The 18,470-nt window shown below is 68.7% G+C and carries 16 protein-coding genes; 11 read left to right on the top strand and 5 right to left on the bottom strand.

What is annotated here, in order from left to right; all coding sequences use genetic code 11:
* Window positions 1-201: 201 nt before the first annotated feature.
* On the top strand, window positions 202-324 hold the full coding sequence (locus HJ588_RS19680) for a hypothetical protein (RefSeq protein ID WP_281358785.1): 123 nt from the start codon (window positions 202-204) through the stop codon (window positions 322-324).
* A 125-nt stretch (window positions 325-449) separates the two neighbouring features.
* Complete coding sequence (locus HJ588_RS00720) at window positions 450-755, top strand: DUF3263 domain-containing protein (protein WP_171151013.1); 306 nt, start codon at window positions 450-452, stop codon at window positions 753-755.
* Between the two features lie 163 nt (window positions 756-918).
* Here HJ588_RS00720 and HJ588_RS00715 read toward each other — a convergent pair whose 3' ends face one another.
* From HJ588_RS00715 to HJ588_RS00700, 4 genes are read right to left on the bottom strand one after another with little or no spacing between them, the layout of a single operon-like run.
* Window positions 919-2,154 (bottom strand): acyl-CoA dehydrogenase family protein, encoded by a 1,236-nt coding sequence (locus HJ588_RS00715; protein WP_171151011.1) that lies wholly within the window; start codon window positions 2,152-2,154, stop codon window positions 919-921.
* A 9-nt stretch (window positions 2,155-2,163) separates the two neighbouring features.
* On the bottom strand, window positions 2,164-3,210 hold the full coding sequence (locus HJ588_RS00710) for a phosphotransferase family protein (protein ID WP_171151009.1): 1,047 nt from the start codon (window positions 3,208-3,210) through the stop codon (window positions 2,164-2,166).
* Window positions 3,207-3,956, bottom strand: a complete 750-nt coding sequence (locus HJ588_RS00705; RefSeq protein ID WP_171151007.1) for an SDR family oxidoreductase — start codon at window positions 3,954-3,956, stop codon at window positions 3,207-3,209. Before HJ588_RS00705 ends, HJ588_RS00710 begins: the two co-directional genes overlap by 4 nt.
* Window positions 3,953-4,588, bottom strand: coding sequence for a TetR/AcrR family transcriptional regulator (locus HJ588_RS00700; RefSeq protein WP_171151005.1), 636 nt, complete (start codon window positions 4,586-4,588; stop codon window positions 3,953-3,955). Before HJ588_RS00700 ends, HJ588_RS00705 begins: the two co-directional genes overlap by 4 nt.
* Window positions 4,589-4,681: 93 nt before the next feature.
* Here HJ588_RS00700 and HJ588_RS00695 point away from each other — a divergent pair, with 93 nt between their 5' ends.
* The 8 genes from HJ588_RS00695 to HJ588_RS00660 all read left to right on the top strand — a co-directional run bounded on the left by HJ588_RS00695 (window position 4,682) and on the right by HJ588_RS00660 (window position 16,979).
* The gene (locus HJ588_RS00695; protein ID WP_171151003.1) at window positions 4,682-6,283 is read left to right on the top strand and encodes a long-chain-fatty-acid--CoA ligase; all 1,602 of its coding nucleotides are present in this window, start codon (window positions 4,682-4,684) and stop codon (window positions 6,281-6,283) included.
* A complete protein-coding gene (locus HJ588_RS19140; protein WP_171151001.1) occupies window positions 6,280-7,044 on the top strand; it encodes an enoyl-CoA hydratase-related protein in 765 nt (254 codons plus the stop codon). Before HJ588_RS00695 ends, HJ588_RS19140 begins: the two co-directional genes overlap by 4 nt.
* A complete protein-coding gene (locus HJ588_RS00685) occupies window positions 7,041-8,204 on the top strand; it encodes a CoA transferase (protein WP_171150999.1) in 1,164 nt (387 codons plus the stop codon). Before HJ588_RS19140 ends, HJ588_RS00685 begins: the two co-directional genes overlap by 4 nt.
* Window positions 8,204-9,421 (top strand): acetyl-CoA C-acetyltransferase, encoded by a 1,218-nt coding sequence (locus tag HJ588_RS00680; RefSeq protein ID WP_171150997.1) that lies wholly within the window; start codon window positions 8,204-8,206, stop codon window positions 9,419-9,421. Before HJ588_RS00685 ends, HJ588_RS00680 begins: the two co-directional genes overlap by 1 nt.
* Before the next feature lie 41 nt (window positions 9,422-9,462).
* The gene (locus HJ588_RS00675) at window positions 9,463-11,643 is read left to right on the top strand and encodes a 3-hydroxyacyl-CoA dehydrogenase NAD-binding domain-containing protein (protein ID WP_343036534.1); all 2,181 of its coding nucleotides are present in this window, start codon (window positions 9,463-9,465) and stop codon (window positions 11,641-11,643) included.
* A complete protein-coding gene (locus HJ588_RS00670) occupies window positions 11,640-12,782 on the top strand; it encodes an acyl-CoA dehydrogenase family protein (protein ID WP_171150995.1) in 1,143 nt (380 codons plus the stop codon). The genes HJ588_RS00675 and HJ588_RS00670 overlap by 4 nt, the downstream gene beginning before the upstream one ends.
* A 298-nt stretch (window positions 12,783-13,080) precedes the next feature.
* Complete coding sequence (gene groL / locus HJ588_RS00665) at window positions 13,081-14,712, top strand: chaperonin GroEL (protein WP_171150992.1); 1,632 nt, start codon at window positions 13,081-13,083, stop codon at window positions 14,710-14,712.
* A 365-nt stretch (window positions 14,713-15,077) separates the two neighbouring features.
* Window positions 15,078-16,979 carry a potassium transporter Kup gene (locus tag HJ588_RS00660; protein ID WP_343036533.1) on the top strand — a complete coding sequence of 634 codons (1,902 nt, stop codon included), beginning with the start codon at window positions 15,078-15,080 and terminating at the stop codon, window positions 16,977-16,979.
* 87 nt (window positions 16,980-17,066) lie between these two features.
* On the opposite strand, the gene HJ588_RS00655 is transcribed toward HJ588_RS00660, so the two are convergent.
* Window positions 17,067-17,699, bottom strand: coding sequence for a TetR/AcrR family transcriptional regulator (locus HJ588_RS00655; RefSeq protein WP_171150991.1), 633 nt, complete (start codon window positions 17,697-17,699; stop codon window positions 17,067-17,069).
* A 181-nt stretch (window positions 17,700-17,880) separates the two neighbouring features.
* On the opposite strand from HJ588_RS00655, the gene HJ588_RS00650 reads away from it, so the two are divergent.
* The gene (locus HJ588_RS00650) at window positions 17,881-18,462 is read left to right on the top strand and encodes a PadR family transcriptional regulator (RefSeq protein WP_171150988.1); all 582 of its coding nucleotides are present in this window, start codon (window positions 17,881-17,883) and stop codon (window positions 18,460-18,462) included.
* Window positions 18,463-18,470 lie beyond the last annotated feature (8 nt).

Raw genomic sequence — 18,470 nt, 5'->3', positions numbered from 1 at the left:
TGTCCACGATTTGGCGACTTGTCACGTGCTGCAGCACGTGACAAGTCCCTAGTTGACGTGACAAGTCCCGTTCCACGTGACAAGTCCGCCTTCACGTGACAAGTGCCATCCCCACGTGACAAGTCCACCTTGCCGCCACGCCGTATGACGTGAGAGTCTCCTCGCGCTGCGGCGGCCCTCATCTGCGGGGCGGCCGGGTCGGTGATCGGCATCGGCCCGGCGATCGTCACCGGCGGGGTGCTCGGGGCGGCCGAGGCCTTGTGGCTGCGCGGCACACCGCTCCTCGCGGTGCGCACGATGCGGGACGTCCCCGGCCCGAAGTGACCGCCCCAGATCACTCCAGTCACATCCGCCACGACATGCCGATGCGGGTGCTTGCCGGAATGACATCGTTGTGATTCGGGCATATCATCGTGGCCGGACATCGACCACGACGAAGGGATTTCCGCATGGCTGCCGCCGACCAGCAGGTGATGCCGACCGGTGACGCCGAGCTGAGCGACCGCGATGCCGCGATTCTGTCCTTCGAGCGCAACTGGTGGAAGCTCCAGGGCGCCAAGGAGCAGGCCATCCGCGAGACCTTCGACATGAGTTCCACCCGCTACTACCAGGTGCTCAACGCGATCATCGACACTCCCGCCGCGCTGCGCCACGACCCGATGCTCGTCAAGCGACTGCAGCGGCTGCGGGCCGGCCGGATGCGGCAGCGCACCGCGCGCCGGCTCGGGTTCGAGCTCGACCGCGACCGCGACTGAGCGGCCGGCCACGCCGCACGACATGAGGGGGACCACCCGCGGGTGGTCCCCCTCGTCGCGCAGGAGCTTGCCGCCAAGCCGCCCGGCACGCCGAGTGACGGTCCATGCGCCGAGCGACGGTCGGGTGGGACCGTCGCTCGGCGAGGGAGCCGTCAGTCGCGGGTCAGTTGGCGCGGCCCTCGCGCTCGGCCGCCTGCCGCCGCAGCTCCCGCCGCGCGAGCGAGGCCTTGTGCACCTCGTCCGGGCCGTCGGCGAAGCGGAGCGTGCGGATGCCGGCATACGCCCGGGCGAGCGGGAAGTCCTGCGACAGACCGCCGGCGCCGTGCGTCTGGATCGCCTTGTCGAGGATCCACTGCACGGTTTCCGGCGTCGCGATCTTGATCGCCTGGATCTCGGTGTGCGCACCCTTGTTGCCGACGGTGTCCATCAGCCAGGCGGTCTTGAGCACCAGCAGCCGCAGCTGCTCGAGCTTGACCCGCGACTCGGCGATCCAATTGCGGATCACCCCCTGCTCACTGAGCGGCCGGCCGAACGCGGTGCGGCCGTCCGCGCGCTCGCACATCAGCTCGATTGCCTTCTCCGCCAAGCCGATCGAGCGCATGCAGTGGTGGATGCGGCCCGGCCCGAGACGGGCCTGCGCGATCGCGAAGCCCGAACCCTCGTCGCCGATCAGGTTGCTCGCCGGCACGCGCACGTCGGTGAACTCCAACTCGGCGTGACCACCGTGGTCGGCGTCGTCGTAGCCGTAGACCGTCATCCCCCGCTTGATCGTCAGGCCGGGGGTGTCGCGCGGCACCAGGATCTGCGACTGCTGCCGGTGACGCTCGGCGGAGGGGTCGGTCTTGCCCATCACAATGAAGATCTTGGCGTTGGGGTCCATCGCGCCGGTGATCCACCACTTGCGACCGTTGATCACATATTCGTCACCGTCGCGCTCGATCCGGGTCCCGATGTTGGTCGCGTCCGATGAGGCGACGTCCGGCTCCGTCATGGCGAACGAGGAGCGAATCTCCCCGGCCAACAACGGTTTCAGCCATTGCTCCTGCTGCTCCGGGGTGCCGAACTCGTTGAGCACCTCCATGTTGCCGGTGTCCGGCGCAGCGCAGTTCATCGTGGCCGACGCCAACGTGGAACGCCCGAGGATCTCGGCGAGCGGCGCATACTGCAGATTGGTCAGACCGGCGCCCTTGTCACCGGGCAGGAAGAGGTTCCACAGGCCCTGCGACTTTGCCTTGTCCTTGAGCTCCTCCAGCACCGGGACGGTGCTCCACGCCCAGGGGTCGGGCTGTGCGGCGAGTTGCTCGTCGAAGACCGGCTCCGCCGGCGTGACCTCGTCGTCGAGGAAGGCACGCACTCGGCCGCGCAGCTCCTCAGTCTTCTCGTCGTAGCCGAAATCCATTGGCACTCCTCAATTTTTCGCCGAATAGTCCTGTATGACGGCAAGCCCCGCCGCGATCAGCGGCTCGGTCGACTCACCGATCTGCTCGAAACCGGCGCCGACGGTCTGCCCCTGCTGATGCCGGTAATAGATGCCCTCGAGGATCGCGGCGAGCTTGTAGAAGGCGAGGGCCTCGTGGAACGCCAGATGGCTCACGTCCCGGCCCGACTTCTCGCCGTAGCGCTGCACGATCTCCGCGCGGCTCGGGTGCCCGGTCGCCTGCGACACGGTCGAAACGGCGTGCGGTGCGAACTCGGCGAGCGACTGATAGACCAGCATCAGCGCCACGTCGGCGAGGGGATCGCCGAGAGTCGCCATTTCCCAGTCGAGCACGGCGGTGACCTTGTCGTTGGCGTCGACCAGGGTGTTGTCCATGCGGTAGTCGCCGTGCACGATCGTCGCGTCGCTGTGCGCGGGGATCGAGGAGGCGAGCCGCTCGTGCAGCTCCTGCTCGCCGGCGAGCTCGCGGCTGCGCGAGCCGTCCAGTTGTTTGCGCCAGCGGCGCACCTGGCGCTCGAGGTAGCCGTCCGGGCGACCGAAGTCGCCGAGCCCGACCGCGGCCGGCTCGACCGCGTGGAGCGCGACGAGCGTGTCGGTGACGTCGTCGGCGATCGCCCGAACCCGTTGCGGACCCAGGGGATTGAGCTCCTCGGCCGTGCGGTAGGGCGTGCCCTGCACCCGCTCCATCACGTAGAACGGCGCACCGATCACGTCGGTGTCCGTCGACTCGGCATACATCGTCGGCACCGGCACCGGAGTGTCGGCGAGGGCCGCCATCACCCGATGCTCCCGGCCCATGTCGTGGGCGGTCGCGAGCACGTGGCCGAGCGGAGGCCGGCGCACGACGGCCTCCGTCGTGCCGTCGGTGACGATGTAGGTGAGGTTGGACTTGCCGCCGGCGATCACCTCACCGGTCAGCGGACCGTCGAAGAGCGTCGGTGCTTCCTCGGCCAGAAACCGTTGCAGCCGCTCGAGATCGAGGCCGGGAAGCTCACGACGCTCCGGAGCGTCACTCATCCCGCACCGCCGTTCAGCAGGACACCGCCGTCGATCGTCAGCGTCTGTCCGGTCATCCAGCCCGCGTCGTCGGAGAGCAGGAAGGCCACCACGCTGCCGATGTCGTCGGGCACGCCCAGCCGCTTCAACGGGTATGGCGCAGCCACCTGCTCCTCCTTGCCGTCGTAGAGAGCCTTGGCGAAGTCGGTCTTGACCACGGCCGGGGCGACCGCGTTGACCCGCACCTTCGGGCCGAGTTCGTAGGCGAGCTCCTCGGTGAGATGGATCAGCGCGGCCTTGCTGACGCCATACATCGCGATGCCCGGCGCGGGTCGCTGCCCGGCGACCGAGGCGATGTTGACGATCGCGCCGCCGTGCTCCCGCTGCCAGGCCGCCTGGATCTTCTGGACCCAGGACAGGGCCGCAATCACGTTGACTTCCATGATCTTTCGGGCCGCGCCGGTGTCGATGTTCATCAGCGGGCCGTACGCCGGGTTGATGCCGGTGTTGTTGACCATCAAGTCGAGGCTGCCGAAGGCGTCGAGCGCTGCGGCGATGACCTCGTCCTGGTGCGCCAGGTCGTCGGCCTTGCCGGCGACGTAGCGCGCGCGGTCGCCGAGGGAGCGAGCCGCCTCGGCGAGGGCGTCCTCCTTGCGGGCGGTGATGACGACGTTCGCGCCCTCCTCCACGAGCCGCTGTGCGACGGCGAACCCGATGCCGCGGCTCGCGCCGGTGACGATCGCGGTCTTTCCGGACAGACCTTTCATGCCTTCTTCGCTCCTTCGGTGAGGCGGGGGCCGCCGGCCTCCACCATCGCCAGTGCGAGGTGCACGTGGCGGTCGGCGATGACCTGCGGTGTTTCGGTTCCGGCCGGGTCGTACCAGCCGGCGATGCCCTGACACATCGACAATATGGCGCGGGTGGCGTCGCTGGCCCACGGAACGCCGAAGCTCCCGTCGTCGATGCCGGCCTGGATGGTGTCGCACAGCAACCGGTCGACCCGGTCGCGTTGCGCGACGTAGCGCGCTCGGTTTTCCGTTGTGAGAGAGCGCATTTCGGAGTTGAGGAAGGCCAGGTCACGGCACTGCACCATGTAGTGCACGATCGCCTCGACGATCGCGCCGAGGCGCCGGCGAGGATCGTCACCGGCCTCCGCAGCCGCTGCCTCGCTGTGGCTGGTGATCAGCTCCATCGCCTGGTCGAGCAGCGCGACGAGCAGCGCCTGCTTGTTCTCGTGGTGGTAGTAGAGCGCGGGCACCGTCACTCCGACGCGGCCGGCGATCGAGCGGACGGAGGTGCCGTTATACCCGTGCTCGGCAAACTCGGTCAGCGACGCGGCGAGGATCGGGGTGAGCTCGGCGGCGGGGTAGACCCGCCAGTCGGCCGTTTTCGTGGTCATCGCGCTCCTTTCTGACGCAAACTCTAGCCAGCTTAGCGATCGCTATGTAAGTATGGCGCTGCACAGGTGTAGTGCTCCCCGGAGGAAATGCCGATGACCGTCGTTCCCGATGTGCCGCCGCTCGACGCGGCAACCCGTGCCCGGCGCCGTACGACATGGCCCAACCTGGTGGCCCGGCACGCCTTCCAGCAGCCGGAGAAGCCGGCGTTCCGCTGGCAGGGCGACACGATCACCTGGCGCCAATTCCAGGAGCGCGCAAGCAGATTCGCCGATGCGCTGTATGCCGAGGGCGTCCGCAAGGGTGACCGCGTCGCACTCCTCACCTTCAACCGACCCGAGTTCCTGGACGCGGTCGTCGGAGCCCAGCAGCTCGGCGCGATCGCCGTCCCGTTCAACTTCCGCCTCACCCCGCCCGAGCTCGCGGTGCTGCTCGGCGACGCCGAGCCGGCGGTCGTGGTCGTCGATGCGGCGCTGCTGCCGAGCCTGCAGGCGGCACTCGCCGACGCCGACATCGCGCCGCGAGTGGTGGTGACTGCCGCGAGCGACGCTCCCGCCGCGGGTGTCACCTGGGAGGACTTCGTCGGCGCCGACCATCCGGAGCATCCGGTGGTCGACGTCGCCGAGGACGACCCGGCGTTGATCATGTTCACCTCGGGCACCACCGGTCGCCCGAAGGGCGCCGTGCTCAGTCACCTCAACCTGCACGGCAACGGCGTGACCTGCCTGCGCGCGTGGCAGAGCAACGACGACGACATCACCCTGCTCGGCACGCCGCTGTTCCACATCGGTGGCCTCGGCGTCTTCAGCGGCGCGGTGCTGGCCGGGGCCACGGTGGTGCTCCAGCCGACCGCGGCGTTCGACGCCGGCGAGACGCTCGACCTGATGCGCGACGAGCACGTCACCGGCACGTTCCTGGTGCCGGCGCAATGGCAGGCGATGGTCGCCGAGCAGTCGCGGTCGCCGCGCGACCTGCAGCTGCGGGTGCTGAGCTGGGGAGCGGCACCGGCCACCGAACAACTCCTGCGCGGCATGACGCAGGCCTTCCCCGGCGGGGCCAACGTCGCCGTCTTCGGCCAGACCGAGATGAGCCCGGTGACCTGCATGCTGGGCGAGCGGGACGCGATCCGCAAGCTCGGCTCCGTCGGCAAGCCGATCTCGACCCTGGCGACCCGGGTCGTCGATCCGCTCGGGCAGGACGTCGCACCCGGCGAGGTGGGCGAGATCCTCTACCGCGGCCCGACCCAGATGCTCGGCTACTGGCGCCAACCGGAAGCAACCAGTGCGGCATTCGAGGGTGGCTGGTTTCACTCCGGCGACCTCGTGCGGGTCGACGACGAGGGGTTCGTCTACGTCATCGACCGGGTCAAGGACATGGTCATCACCGGCGGCGAGAACGTCTACTGCGTCGAGGTCGAAAACGCCCTCGCCGACCACCCCGACATCGCCGAGGTGACCGTCGTCGGCCGTCCGCACGACAAGTGGGGCGAGACCGTCGTGGCGGTCGCCGCCCTGCGACCTGGCGCCTCACTGACCATCGAGCAACTGCGTGACTTCGCCGACGGCCGGCTCGCGCGCTACAAGCAGCCGACCGAGCTGCACCTGCTCGACGCGTTGCCCCGCAATGCTTCCGGCAAGGTCGTGAAAGCCACTCTGCGACAACAGGTCGCGGCCGACGAGGGGACAGTGCAGCAATGAGTGAGACCGCCCACGCCGCGGTCAGCGCCGACGGTCAGGTGCTGACCGTGCGCTTCACCAACCCGGACCGGCTCAACCCCGTCGACACCGAGGTCAAGGACGCCGTGCTGGCCGGCCTCGACCGGGTCGAGGCCGACGATCAGCTGCGCGTGCTGGTCCTCACCGGCACCGGCCGCGCCTTCTCCAGTGGTGCCGACCTGACCGGTGCGGACCAGCTCAGCGCCAGCCCGGCAGCGGCCATGGAGTCGACCTCAGAGGTGATCCGGCGCATCACCGGATCACCGAAACCCGTTGTCGCTGCTCTCAACGGGCTCGCTGCCGGGGTTGCCGCCGGCTATGCCCTGGCTGCCGACATCGCGATCGCGGTCGAGGACGCCTACCTGCTGCTGCCGTTCACCGGCATCGGGCTGATGCCGGACGGGGGCACCACGCTGACCTTCGCGGCGTCGATGGGCCGTTCACGCGCCATGCGTGCGGCCCTGCTCGGCGAACGCATCTCCGCAGCCGACGCGGTCGCCGCCGGCCTGATCAGCGAGGTCTGCGCGGCCGACCGGCTGGACGATCGGATCGCGCAGATCTGCACGGCTCTCGTGCATCGCCCGGCGGGTGCGCTCGCGGCCACCAAGCGGGCGATCAACCAGGCGACCATCGGTGGCCTGGACGCCGCGTTGGACCTGGAGCGCGACGGCCAGGTGGGCCGTCTCGCCGATCCCGAATTCGTCGCGTTGGCAGCGGCTTTCGTCGCGGGAGGCAAGAAGTGACCGGGCCGCTCGACGGAGTTCGGGTCGTCGAGCTGTCGGCGATCGGGCCGGCGCCGTTCGCCGGCATGCTGCTAGCCGATCTCGGGGCCGAGGTGATCCGCGTCGGCCGCCTCGCCGGCGACGACGAGGCGTCCATGCGACCGACGCACGGTGTGCTCAACCGCGGCCGCCGGTGGATGCAGCTGGACCTGAAGCAGCCCGATGCGCAGGAGGCCGTCCGTAAGCTCGCCGCGACCGCCGACGTGCTCACCGAGGGTTTCCGCCCGGGCGTCGCCGAGCGACTCGGGCTCGGCCCCGACGCACTTCTCGCGGTCAACCCGCGGCTGGTCTACGGCCGGATGACCGGCTGGGGGCAGACCGGCCCGCGCGCAGCAACGGCGGGCCACGACCTCGGCTACATCGCACTGGCCGGAGCGCTCGCCCCGTGCGTCGCTCCGGACGGCACGCCCACTCAGCCGCTCAACATGCTCGGCGACTTCGGAGGCGGCGGGATGCTACTCGCGGTCGGCGTCCTCAGCGCCCTGTGGTCGGCGGCTCGCACCGGCGAAGGGCAGGTCGTCGACGCGGCGATCGTCGACGGCGCGGCGCTGCTCACCGGCATGCACCAGGCGATGCTGGCGTCGGGGCTGTGGGCGGCGGCGCCCGGTGGCAATGTCTTCGACGGCGGCGCACCCTTCTACGGCTCCTATCGCACCGCGGACGACCGCTGGCTGTCGGTCGCGGCGATGGAGCCGAAGTTCTACGCCCAGCTCCTGCAGGGACTCGAGCTCGATCTCGACCCTGCCGCTCAGCTCGACCAATCCGCTTGGCCGGCAACCAGATCCGCGTTTGCCGCACGCATCGCCGAGAAGTCCCGCGACGAGTGGGTCGCGGCGTTCGACGGTCTCGACGCGTGCGTCGCACCCGTGCTGGAGCCGGCCGAGGTGACCACGGACAGCCACCTCGCCGACCGTGAGGTGTATGTCGAGTGCGACGGGCTGCGGCATCCGGCACCCGCGCCGCGCTTCAGCCGCACTCGCACGCAGCTGCCCGACGCGGGCGGGGACGACGAGACGGCCACCATCCTGCACGACCTCGGCTACACCGACGACCAACTGACAGCGCTGGCGAATGCCGGAGCGATCAACCCGGCATCCGCCGGACCGAAAGGAAGATCCTGATGCCTGTGGAAGCGTATGTGTACGAAGCGATCCGCACCCCTCGGGGCCGGGGCAAGGCGACCGGTTCGCTGCACGAGGTGAAACCGGTCAAGCTGGTGACCGGCCTGATCGACGAGATGCGGCAGCGGCATACCGGACTCGACCCGGCCGCCATCGACGACGTCATCCTCGGCGTCGTGAGCCCGCTCGGTGACCAGGGATCGGTCATCGCCAAGACGGCCGCGCTCGCGGCGGGACTGCCGCCGACGACCGCCGGCGTGCAGCTCAACCGCTTCTGCGCCAGCGGCCTGGAGGCAGTCAACACTGCCGCCGAGAAGGTCCGATCGGGTTGGCACGACTTGATTCTCGCCGGTGGCGTGGAGTCGATGTCGCGCGTGCCGATGGGCTCTGACGGGGGCGCCTGGGCCTTCGACCCCGAGACCGCGCACGCGACCGGCTTCGTGCCGCAGGGGATCGGTGCCGACCTGATCGCCACCATCGAGGGCTGGAGCCGCGAGGACGTCGACACCTACGCGGCCGAGAGCCAGAGCCGCGCCGGCAAGGCGCAGGCCGACGGCCGCTTCGACCGCGCGGTGGTGCCGGTGCGCGACAACAACGGCGTCACGGTGCTCGAACGCGACGAGTTCCTGCGGCCGGACACCACGGTCGAGAGCCTTGCGACCCTCAAGCCGTCGTTCGCGACGATCGGCGACCAGGCCGGCTTCGACGCCGTCGCGCTCGAGAAGTACCACTGGGTGCCGCGCATCGATCACGTGCACCACGCGGGCAACTCCAGCGGCATCGTCGACGGCGCGGCACTGCTGCTCATCGGCTCCGAGGAGTCCGGCACGGCGCAGGGGCTCACCCCGCGCGGGCGGATCGTCGCCACCGCGGTGTCCGGCGCGGACCCGACGATCATGCTCACCGGCCCGGCGCCGGCCGCGCGCAAGGCGCTCGCCCGGGCTGGCATGACCGTCGACCAGATCGATCTGTTCGAGGTCAACGAGGCCTTCGCGGCGGTGCCGATGCGCTTCATGCGCGACCTCGACGTCGACCACGAGATCGTCAACGTCAACGGCGGCGCGATCGCGCTCGGCCACCCGCTCGGTGCCACCGGCGCGATGATCCTGGGCACCCTGCTCGACGAATTGGAGCGCCAGGACAAGCGATTCGGCCTCGCGACGCTCTGCGTCGGCGGCGGCATGGGCATCGCCACCATCGTCGAGTCGCTCCACTGACCGCGGCCGCACCTGACCAACCAGCTTCGAGAGGAATCACCGTGGCCGACGTGCTGCAGACCGAGACCATCACCCTTCGCAAGGACGACGACAACGTCGTCACCCTCGTCCTCGACGACCCCAGCGGCTCCGCGAACGTCATGAACGACGCCTTCCGCCGCTCGCTGCGTGAGGCCACCGACTGGCTGGTGGAGCACAAGGACGAGATCGTCGGCGTGCTGCTGACCAGCGCGAAGAAGACCTTCTTCGCCGGCGGCGACCTGACCCGCCTGCGTGAGGTCACCTCCGACACCGCAGACGAGTTCTTCACCGGCGCCGAGGCGATGAAGAGCGACCTGCGCCGCATCGAGACGCTCGGCGTGCCGGTCGTCGCCGTCCTCGCCGGGTCCGCCCTCGGCGGTGGCCTGGAGATCGCCCTCGCCGCGCACCGCCGCATTGCCACCGAGGGCGCCGGCGTGTTCGGCTTCCCCGAGGTCACGCTGGGCCTGCTGCCCGGTGGCGGCGGCGTCACCCGCACCGTGCGCATGCTCGGCCTGGCGGACGCCCTCACCAAGGTGCTCGGCGAAGGCAAGCAGTTCCGCCCGGAGCAGGCGCGCGAGGTCGGCATCATCGACGACGTCGTCCCCGACCAGGATGCCGCCATCCAGGCTGCGCGCACGTGGATCGCGGAGCACCCGGACGCCGTGCAGCCTTGGGACGTCAAGGGATTCAGGATCCCGGGCGGCACGCCCGCCGGCGGCCCGATCAAGGACTTCATCCCGGCGTTCACGGCGTCGCTGACCAAGCAGCTCAAGGGCGCACCGTATGACGCTCCCTACGCCATCCTCGCGGCGGCGGTCGAGGGGTCACAGGTCGACTTCGACACGGCCAGCCGCATCGAGAGCCGTTACCTGACCCAGCTGGCCGCGGGTCAGACCAGCAAGAACATGATCCAGGCGTTCTTCTTCGACCTGCAGGCGATCAAGAAGGGCAGCTCCCGCCCGTCCGGGCCAGCACCCCGGCAGGCGCGCAAGGTGGGCGTGCTCGGCGCCGGGATGATGGGCGCCGGCATCGCCTACTCGCTGGCCAAGGCCGGCGTCGACGTGGTCCTGAAGGATGTCGACGACGCCGCGGCGGAGAAGGGCAAGGACTATTCGAAAGGCTTGCTGGACAAGGCGATTGCTCGTGGGCGCAGCACCCAGGAGAAGGCCGACGCGCTGCTCGCCCGCATCACGCCGACCGGTGACCCCGCGGCCCTCGCCGGCTGCGACACCGTCATCGAGGCGGTCTTCGAGGACCCGGCACTGAAGCAGAAGGTCTTCGGCGAGATCGTCGATCACGTCGCGCCCGACGCGGTGCTGTGCACCAACACCTCGACGCTGCCGATCACCGAGCTCGCCAAGGGGGTGCAGCGACCAGCCGACTTCATCGGGCTGCACTTCTTCTCGCCGGTCGACAAGATGCAGCTGGTGGAGATCATCGTCGGCGCCGAGACCAGCGACGAGACGCTGGCCGCGGCATACGACCTGGTGCTGCAGATCGGCAAAACGCCCATCGTCGTGCAGGATTCGCGCGGCTTCTTCACCTCACGAGTCATCGGCACCTTCACCAACGAGGGGCTGGCGATGCTGGCCGAGGGCGTCAACCCGACCTCACTCGAGCGCGCCGCAAGGCAGGCCGGATACCCGGTCGGCACCCTGCAGATCAGCGATGAGCTCAACCTCGAGCTCATGCAGCGCATCCGCAAGGCGACCGAGGACGCACTGCGGGCCGAAGGGCAGCCGGTGCCCGAGAGCCCTGCGGGCACGGTCATCGACACGATGATCGAGCAGGGGCGGCCGGGCCGGAAGGCCGGCAAGGGCTTCTACGACTACGACCAGGCCGGCAAGCGCGGCGACCTGTGGCCCGGCCTGACCAAGCTGTTTCCCGTTGCCGAGCAACAGATTCCGCTCGACGACATCAAGGAGCGGTTCCTCTTCGTCGAGGCGCTCGAGTCGGTGCGGTGTCTCGAGGAAGGCGTCCTGACGAGCGTGGGTGACGCCAACATCGGCTCGATCTTCGGCATCGGTTATCCCGCCTGGACCGGTGGTGTCCTGCAGTTCATCAACGGCTACAACGGTGGCCTGTCCGGGTTCGTGCGTCGCGCCGGTGAGCTGCAGAAGTCCTACGGCGACCGATTCGCGGTGCCGAAGTTGTTGCAGGACAAGGTCGCCCGCGGGGAGCGCTTCGAGGACGGCGTATGAAGCGCACGCTCTTCGATGACGATCACGAGGCGTTCCGGGCGTCGGCGCGCACCTTCCTGCAGCGCGAGGCGGTGCCGCACGTCGAGAAGTGGCGGGCCGACGGCGTGGTCTCCCGCGACGTCTGGCTGGCTGCCGGTCAGGCCGGGATGCTCGGCATGGCCGTGCCGGAGGAGTTCGGCGGCGGTGGCGCCGACGACTTCCGTTTCAACGCCGCGTTCTCCGAGGAGCAGGTGAAGCTCGGCGTCGACGGTCTCGGCATCGCGCTGGAGAACGACATCATCATTCCCTATCTCCTGCAGCTGGCCACCGACGAGCAGAAGCAGCGGTGGCTCCCCGGCGTCTGCCGCGGCGAGCAGATCCTGGCCATCGCGATGACCGAGCCCGGAGCGGGCAGCGACCTGCAGGGCATCGCGACCACCGCCGAGGATCACGGCGACCACTACCTGCTCAACGGCCAGAAGACGTTCATCTCCAACGGGATCCTGTCCGACCTGGTGATCGTGGTCTGCAAGACCGACCCGGACGCCGGGCACAAGGGCATCAGCCTGTTGGTCGTCGAGCGGGGGATGGAGGGCTTCGAGCGCGGCCGCAACCTCGACAAGCTCGGCATGCACGCGCAGGACACTGCCGAGCTCTTCTTCGACGACGTCAAGGTGCCGAAGGAGAACCTGCTCGGGCCCGAGGGCAGCGGCTTCGTCTCGCTGATGCAGAACCTCCCCCAGGAGCGGCTGTCGATCGCGGTCATCGCGGCGGCCGCGATCGAGCGGGTGCTGCAGCTGTCGCTCGACTACGCGAGTGAGCGCCAGGCGTTCGGCCGGCCGATCGGGAAGTTCCAGCACAACCGGTTCGTGCTCGCCGAGATGGCCACCGAGGCACAGGTCGCGCGGGTCTTCGTCGACGACTGCGTCCGGCGTCACGTCGCCGGCGAGCTCAGTGTCGCCGACGCTGCTGGCGCGAAGTTCTGGACGACCGAGCTGCAGAAGAAGGTCGCCGACGCCGGCCTGCAGCTGCACGGCGGCTACGGCTACATGGCCGAGTATCCGATCGCCCAGGCCTACGCCGACGCCCGCATCCAGACGATCTACGGCGGCACCACCGAGATCATGAAGGAGATCGTCGGCCGGTCGCTGGGATTCTGATCGACCGGACCACCAACGCTTCGAGGGGTACAGCAAGAACACCGTCATTGCTGTACCCCTCGGTGCGGTTGTGGTCCGCTCGATGGGGAGCGGGTCGATCCGTCGCGATCCGTTTGCACTCCCGGGTGGAGAGTGCCAATAATGGGCGTTAGCACTCTCTGCTTGAGAGTGACAATCGGATGTATGGCGAGAGCCGCTTGCGCGGCGCGGTTCCGAATGCCGCGGTGCGCTGGGCTCGTCCGTCGCGGGCGTCATACACCTGACTTCGTACGACAATCACGTGAGGATTGGACTGCACATGGCCAAGACCATTGCATTCGACGAGGAGGCCCGGCGCGGTCTGGAGCGGGGCATGAACACCCTCGCCGACGCCGTCAAGGTCACGCTCGGCCCGAAGGGTCGCAACGTCGTCCTGGAGAAGAAGTGGGGTGCCCCCACCATCACCAACGACGGTGTGAGCATCGCCAAGGAGATCGAGCTCGACGAGCCGTACGAGAAGATCGGCGCCGAGCTCGTCAAGGAAGTCGCCAAGAAGACCGACGACGTCGCCGGTGACGGCACCACCACGGCCACCGTGCTTGCGCAGGCCATGGTCAAGGAGGGCCTGCGCAACGTTGCCGCCGGCGCCAACCCGATGGCGCTGAAGCGTGGCATCGAGGCGGCCGTCGCGAAGGTGTCGGACGAGCTGACCAAGGCGTCGAAGGACGTCGAGACCAAGGAGCAGATCGCGGCCGTCGCGGCGATCTCCGCCGGTGGCGACGCGTCCGTCGGCGAGCTCATCGCCGAGGCGATGGACAAGGTCGGCAAGGAAGGTGTCATCACCGTCGAGGAGAGCAACACCTTCGGCCTGGAGCTGGAGCTCACCGAGGGCATGCGCTTCGACAAGGGCTACATCTCCGGTTACTTCGTGACCGACACCGAGCGCATGGAGACCGTGCTCGACGACCCCTACATCCTGATCGTCAACTCCAAGATCTCCTCGATCAAGGACCTGCTGCCGCTGCTGGAGAAGGTCATGCAGTCCGGCAAGCCGCTCGCGATCATCGCCGAGGACGTCGAGGGTGAGGCCCTGTCGACCCTGGTGGTCAACAAGATCCGCGGCACCTTCAAGTCCGTTGCCGTCAAGGCGCCGGGCTTCGGTGACCGTCGCAAGGCCATGCTCGGCGACATCGCGATCCTGACCGGCGGCCAGGTCATCTCCGAGGAGGTCGGCCTGAAGCTGGAGAACGCCGACCTCGACCTGCTCGGCAAGGCCCGCAAGATCGTGGTCACCAAGGACGAGACCACCATCGTCGAGGGTGCCGGCGACGCCGACCAGATCCAGGGCCGGGTCAGCCAGATCCGCGCCGAGATCGAGAACTCCGACTCCGACTACGACCGCGAGAAGCTGCAGGAGCGCCTGGCCAAGCTAGCCGGCGGTGTTGCGGTCATCAAGGTCGGCGCGGCCACCGAGGTCGAGCTGAAGGAGCGCAAGCACCGCATCGAGGACGCGGTCCGCGCTGCGAAGGCTTCGGTCGAGGAGGGCATCGTCGCCGGCGGTGGCGTTGCGCTGCTGCAGGCCGGCAAGGGTGCGTTCGACGCGCTCGAGCTCAAGGGCGACGAGGCAACCGGTGCCAACATCGTCGAGGTCGCCTCGGAGGCGCCGCTGAAGCAGATCGCCGCCAACGCCGGTCTCGAGCCGGGTGTCGTCGCCGCCAAGGTGCGCTCCCTGCCCGTCGGTGAGGGCCTCAACGCCGCCACCGGCGAGTACGGCGACATGCTCAAGATGGGCATCCCGGACCCGACCAAGGTGACCCGGTCGGCGCTGCAGAACGCCGGCTCGATCGCCGCGTTGTTCCTCACCACCGAGGCGGTCATCGCCGACAAGCCGGAGAAGACCCCGGCGATGCCGGCGGACCCGAGCGGTGGCATGGGCGACATGGGCTTCTGACGAAACCCGCAGCGTAGGTTGGCGGCGCAGCGACGTAGGAGCGTAGCCGCCGGCCGGAGCGGAGGGTGAGGAAGAAGCCCAGAAAACATGGGCTTCTGACGAAACCCGCAGCGTAGGTTGGCGGCGCAGCGACGTAGGAGCGTAGCCGCCGGCCGGAGCGGAGGGTGAGGAAGAAGTCCAGAAGGCACAGTTTCTGAGCCACCCCACGAAGTTCTCCGCTCGTTCCTCGCTCCGATACTTCGCGGGGACCCCGGCCTCCGCTGGGAGTCATCGAGCGAGACCTTCAAAGTTGGCGGCCGTCCTCCCGGAAGGGAGGGCGGCCGCCTTCGTCATACCTGCAGCGAACTGGTGGACAATGGCGCCTCGTGAACACCCCCGACCGGTCAGGTCACCCACGAGCCGGGTTCGCCACGATGGCACTCGGTGCGCTCGGCGTCGTCTTCGGCGACATCGGCACCAGTCCGCTCTACGCGTTGCAGACCGTCTTCTCGATCGACCACAACACCGTCCGGGCAACGCCGAGTGACGTGTACGGCGTCATCTCGCTGGTCTTCTGGTCGATCACCGTGGTGGTCAGCATCAAGTACGTCAGCTTCATCCTGCGCGCGGACAACGACGGCGAGGGCGGCATCATGGCGTTCGCGGCGCTGGCCCGGCAGCATGTGCGGCCCGGTGGGCGGCGGTTCGGCCTGGTGATGCTGCTCGGCGTGTTCGGCGCGTCGCTGTTCTACGGCGACAGCGTGATCACGCCGGCGATCTCGGTGATGTCGGCGATCGAGGGCCTGGAGGTGCCGGCGCCCGGGCTGCGGGACTGGGTGGTGCCGCTGGGTGCGCTGATCATCACCGTGCTCTTCCTGGTGCAGCGGTTCGGCACGGGGGTGGTCGGGCGATTCTTCGGGCCGGTGATGGTGTTGTGGTTCGTCACCATCGGTGCCCTCGGCCTGGCGAAGGTCATCCCCAATCCGGCTGTCATCAAAGGGCTTTCACCGTCATACGCGGTGGAGTTCGTCGTCGACCGTCCGTATGTCGCGTTCGTGGCGATGGGCGCGGTGGTGCTGGCGATCACCGGCGCCGAGGCGCTCTATGCCGACATGGGTCACTTCGGCAAGTCACCGATCCGGCGCGCCTGGTTCTTCCTGGTCTTCCCGTGCCTGACGTTCAACTACCTCGGTCAGGGCGCGTTGATCCTGGAGCGGCCGTCGTCGGTCAGCAACCCGTTCTTCCTGCTCGCGCCGTCGGCGCTGCAGTGGCCGCTGGTGGTGCTGGCGACCGCGGCGACGGTGATCGCGTCGCAGGCGGTCATCTCGGGTGCCTACTCGGTGTCCCGGCAGGCTGAGCGGCTCGGCTACCTGCCGCGGCTCACTGTGCGGCACACCTCGCAGAGCGAGAGCGGACAGATCTACGTGCCCGCGGTCAACTGGGTGCTGTTCGCGGGCGTGATCGTGCTGCTCGTGGTGTTCCGCTCGTCGGACAAGCTGGCCACGGCATACGGCCTGGCGGTGACCGGGACCTTCCTGCTCACCACGACGCTGTTCCTGGTGTATGCCGAGTCCGCCTGGCAGTGGCCGCGGTGGCGGCTGGTGGCCGTCGGGGTGCTGTTCGGGTCGTTGGAGGTGACCTACTTCGCCGCCAACCTGACCAAGGTGGTGCACGGTGGCTGGCTGCCGATGCTCATCGCGGCCGCGGTCGCGACGGCGATGCTCACCTGGCGGCGGGGCAGCCGCGTCGTCACCGAGCGGCGCACCGAGATGGAGGGCCCGCTCGAGGAGTTCCTCGACTGGCTGCATTCGTGCCCGGTGACCAAGGTGCCCGGCACCGCCGTCTTCCTGCACCCCGATGTGCCGACGGTGCCGATCGCGCTGCGGGAGAACGCGTCGTTCAACAGCGTGATCCACCAGCGGGTGTTCATCGTCTCGGCGGTGTCGCACAACGTGCCGCACGTGGCGCCGAAGGACCGGGTGGAGGCGTCGGTGCTCGGGGACGCGTATGACGCGATCGAGCACCTCCGGCTCAACTTCGGCTTCCAGGACGACCAGAACGTGCCGGCCGCGCTGCGCCTGGCCCGCGAGCAGGGCATTGAGGTGGATCCGGACGAGGTCTACTACTTCCTCTCCCGGATCACCGTGCACAGCGGACGCGACCGGGTGATGCCGCGCTGGCGCAAGCGGTTGTTCCTCGCGATGGCGCACAATGCGGCCAATCCCGCGGAGTACTACCGGCTTCCGGAGGCCCGCACCGTGGTGATGGGCGCCCAGGTGAAGTTCTGACAAAAGCGGCCGCCGCCCGCTCCGCGGGCGACGACAATCCCGTCGTCAGGCTGTGGTTGCCAGGCTGTGATCGTCAGGCTGTGGTCGTCAACTGTGGTCGTTGAGCGGCACGATGATGTCGAACAGGCTGTTCGCGCCGCGGCGGAGCGCGGGGATCGCCTCGGTGTCACCGTGGATGTAGCGGGAGACGGCGCGCTGCACCAGCCCGTCGGACATCGAGTAGCTGAGCTCCGGGCCGACGGCCGGCTTGGTGCCGGCGAGTTCGGCGTAACGGCTGACGATCTTCCAGGTCGTGTCGTAGAACATCGAGAAGAGTGACTGCACGTCGTCGCGCAGGGCGTCGTCGAACATCGACTGGGTGCGCAGGTCGTACCAGATCCGGTGGTAGGGCCAGCCAGTGGAGACGCGCTCGCTCACCCGCTCGACGACGGCCGCGCGGAACTGCTCGGCGGTCATCGGCTCGGCAAGGATGTCGGCGTAGGCGTCGGTGCTGAGCTCGCGGAAGGACGCGACGCACTCGGTGATGAGGTCGGCCTTGTCGCTGAAGTAGTAATGGACGACACCGTGCGAGAACTCGGAGTTGTGGGCGATCTCCCGCAGGCTGGTGCGGGCATAGCCCAACTCCGCCAGGGTCACCAGGGCCGCCTGCGCGAGCTGTTGCCGTCGGGCCTGGAACTTCGGGCCCCGACGGTCTCCCTTGGTAGTCGCAACGATGTCCATTGTCTCCAACCTACTTGAACGGGCGTCCGTTCATAAGGGCTTCGGTGCGACGGATATCCGCCGTGTCGGGAATGCGCCACCTTTGCGCCACCTTGCGGAGTAGGCCCGCGGTCCGCACAACGTCCGCGCCCCGGCCCGTCGCCCCGTTGACATGCACCTTGTTGCATATGAAGCTAAGCGCATGTCGCTGGAGCACGCCATCCTCGTCTCACTTGCGGAACAGCCCGCGAGCGGTTACGACCTGACGCGCCGCTTCGACAAGTCGATCGGCTTCTTCTGGAGCGCCACCCACCAGCAGATCTACCGGGTGCTCGCGCGCATGGACGCGGACGGCCTGGTGACCATCCGTCGGCAGTCCGGTGGCGGCGTGCGGCCGGATCGCAAGGTCTACCGGCTGACGACCGCCGGTCGCGGGCGACTGGTGGAGTGGACCCGCGAGCCGACTCCCGGGGAGACCCACCGCAGTGAGTTCGCGGTCAAGGTGCGGGCGATGCCGTTCGGTGACCGGGCGGCGATCGTCGCCGACATCGTCCGGCAGCGGGCGGTGCACGCGGAGCAGCTCGACTACTACGTCGCGGACGAGCGCAGGCACTTCCCGGACCCGGCAAGGCTGTCCGACGACGAACTCCCGGCGTGGCTGGTGCTGCGCGGCGGCATACGGCAGGAACGCGGTTACGTCGAGTGGTGTGACGAGATGCTCGCCGCGCTTGGCGCCGATGCGACAACGACGCCGGACACGCTCGTCCGGTCCACCTCCTCCTGAGAGAAGTG

Source organism: Flexivirga aerilata, from assembly GCF_013002715.1.
GTDB classification, from domain to species: Bacteria; Actinomycetota; Actinomycetes; order Actinomycetales; family Dermatophilaceae; genus Flexivirga; species Flexivirga aerilata.
Note: the sequence above shows the minus strand (reverse complement) of the source record. Positions and strands in the feature narration are given on the sequence as shown.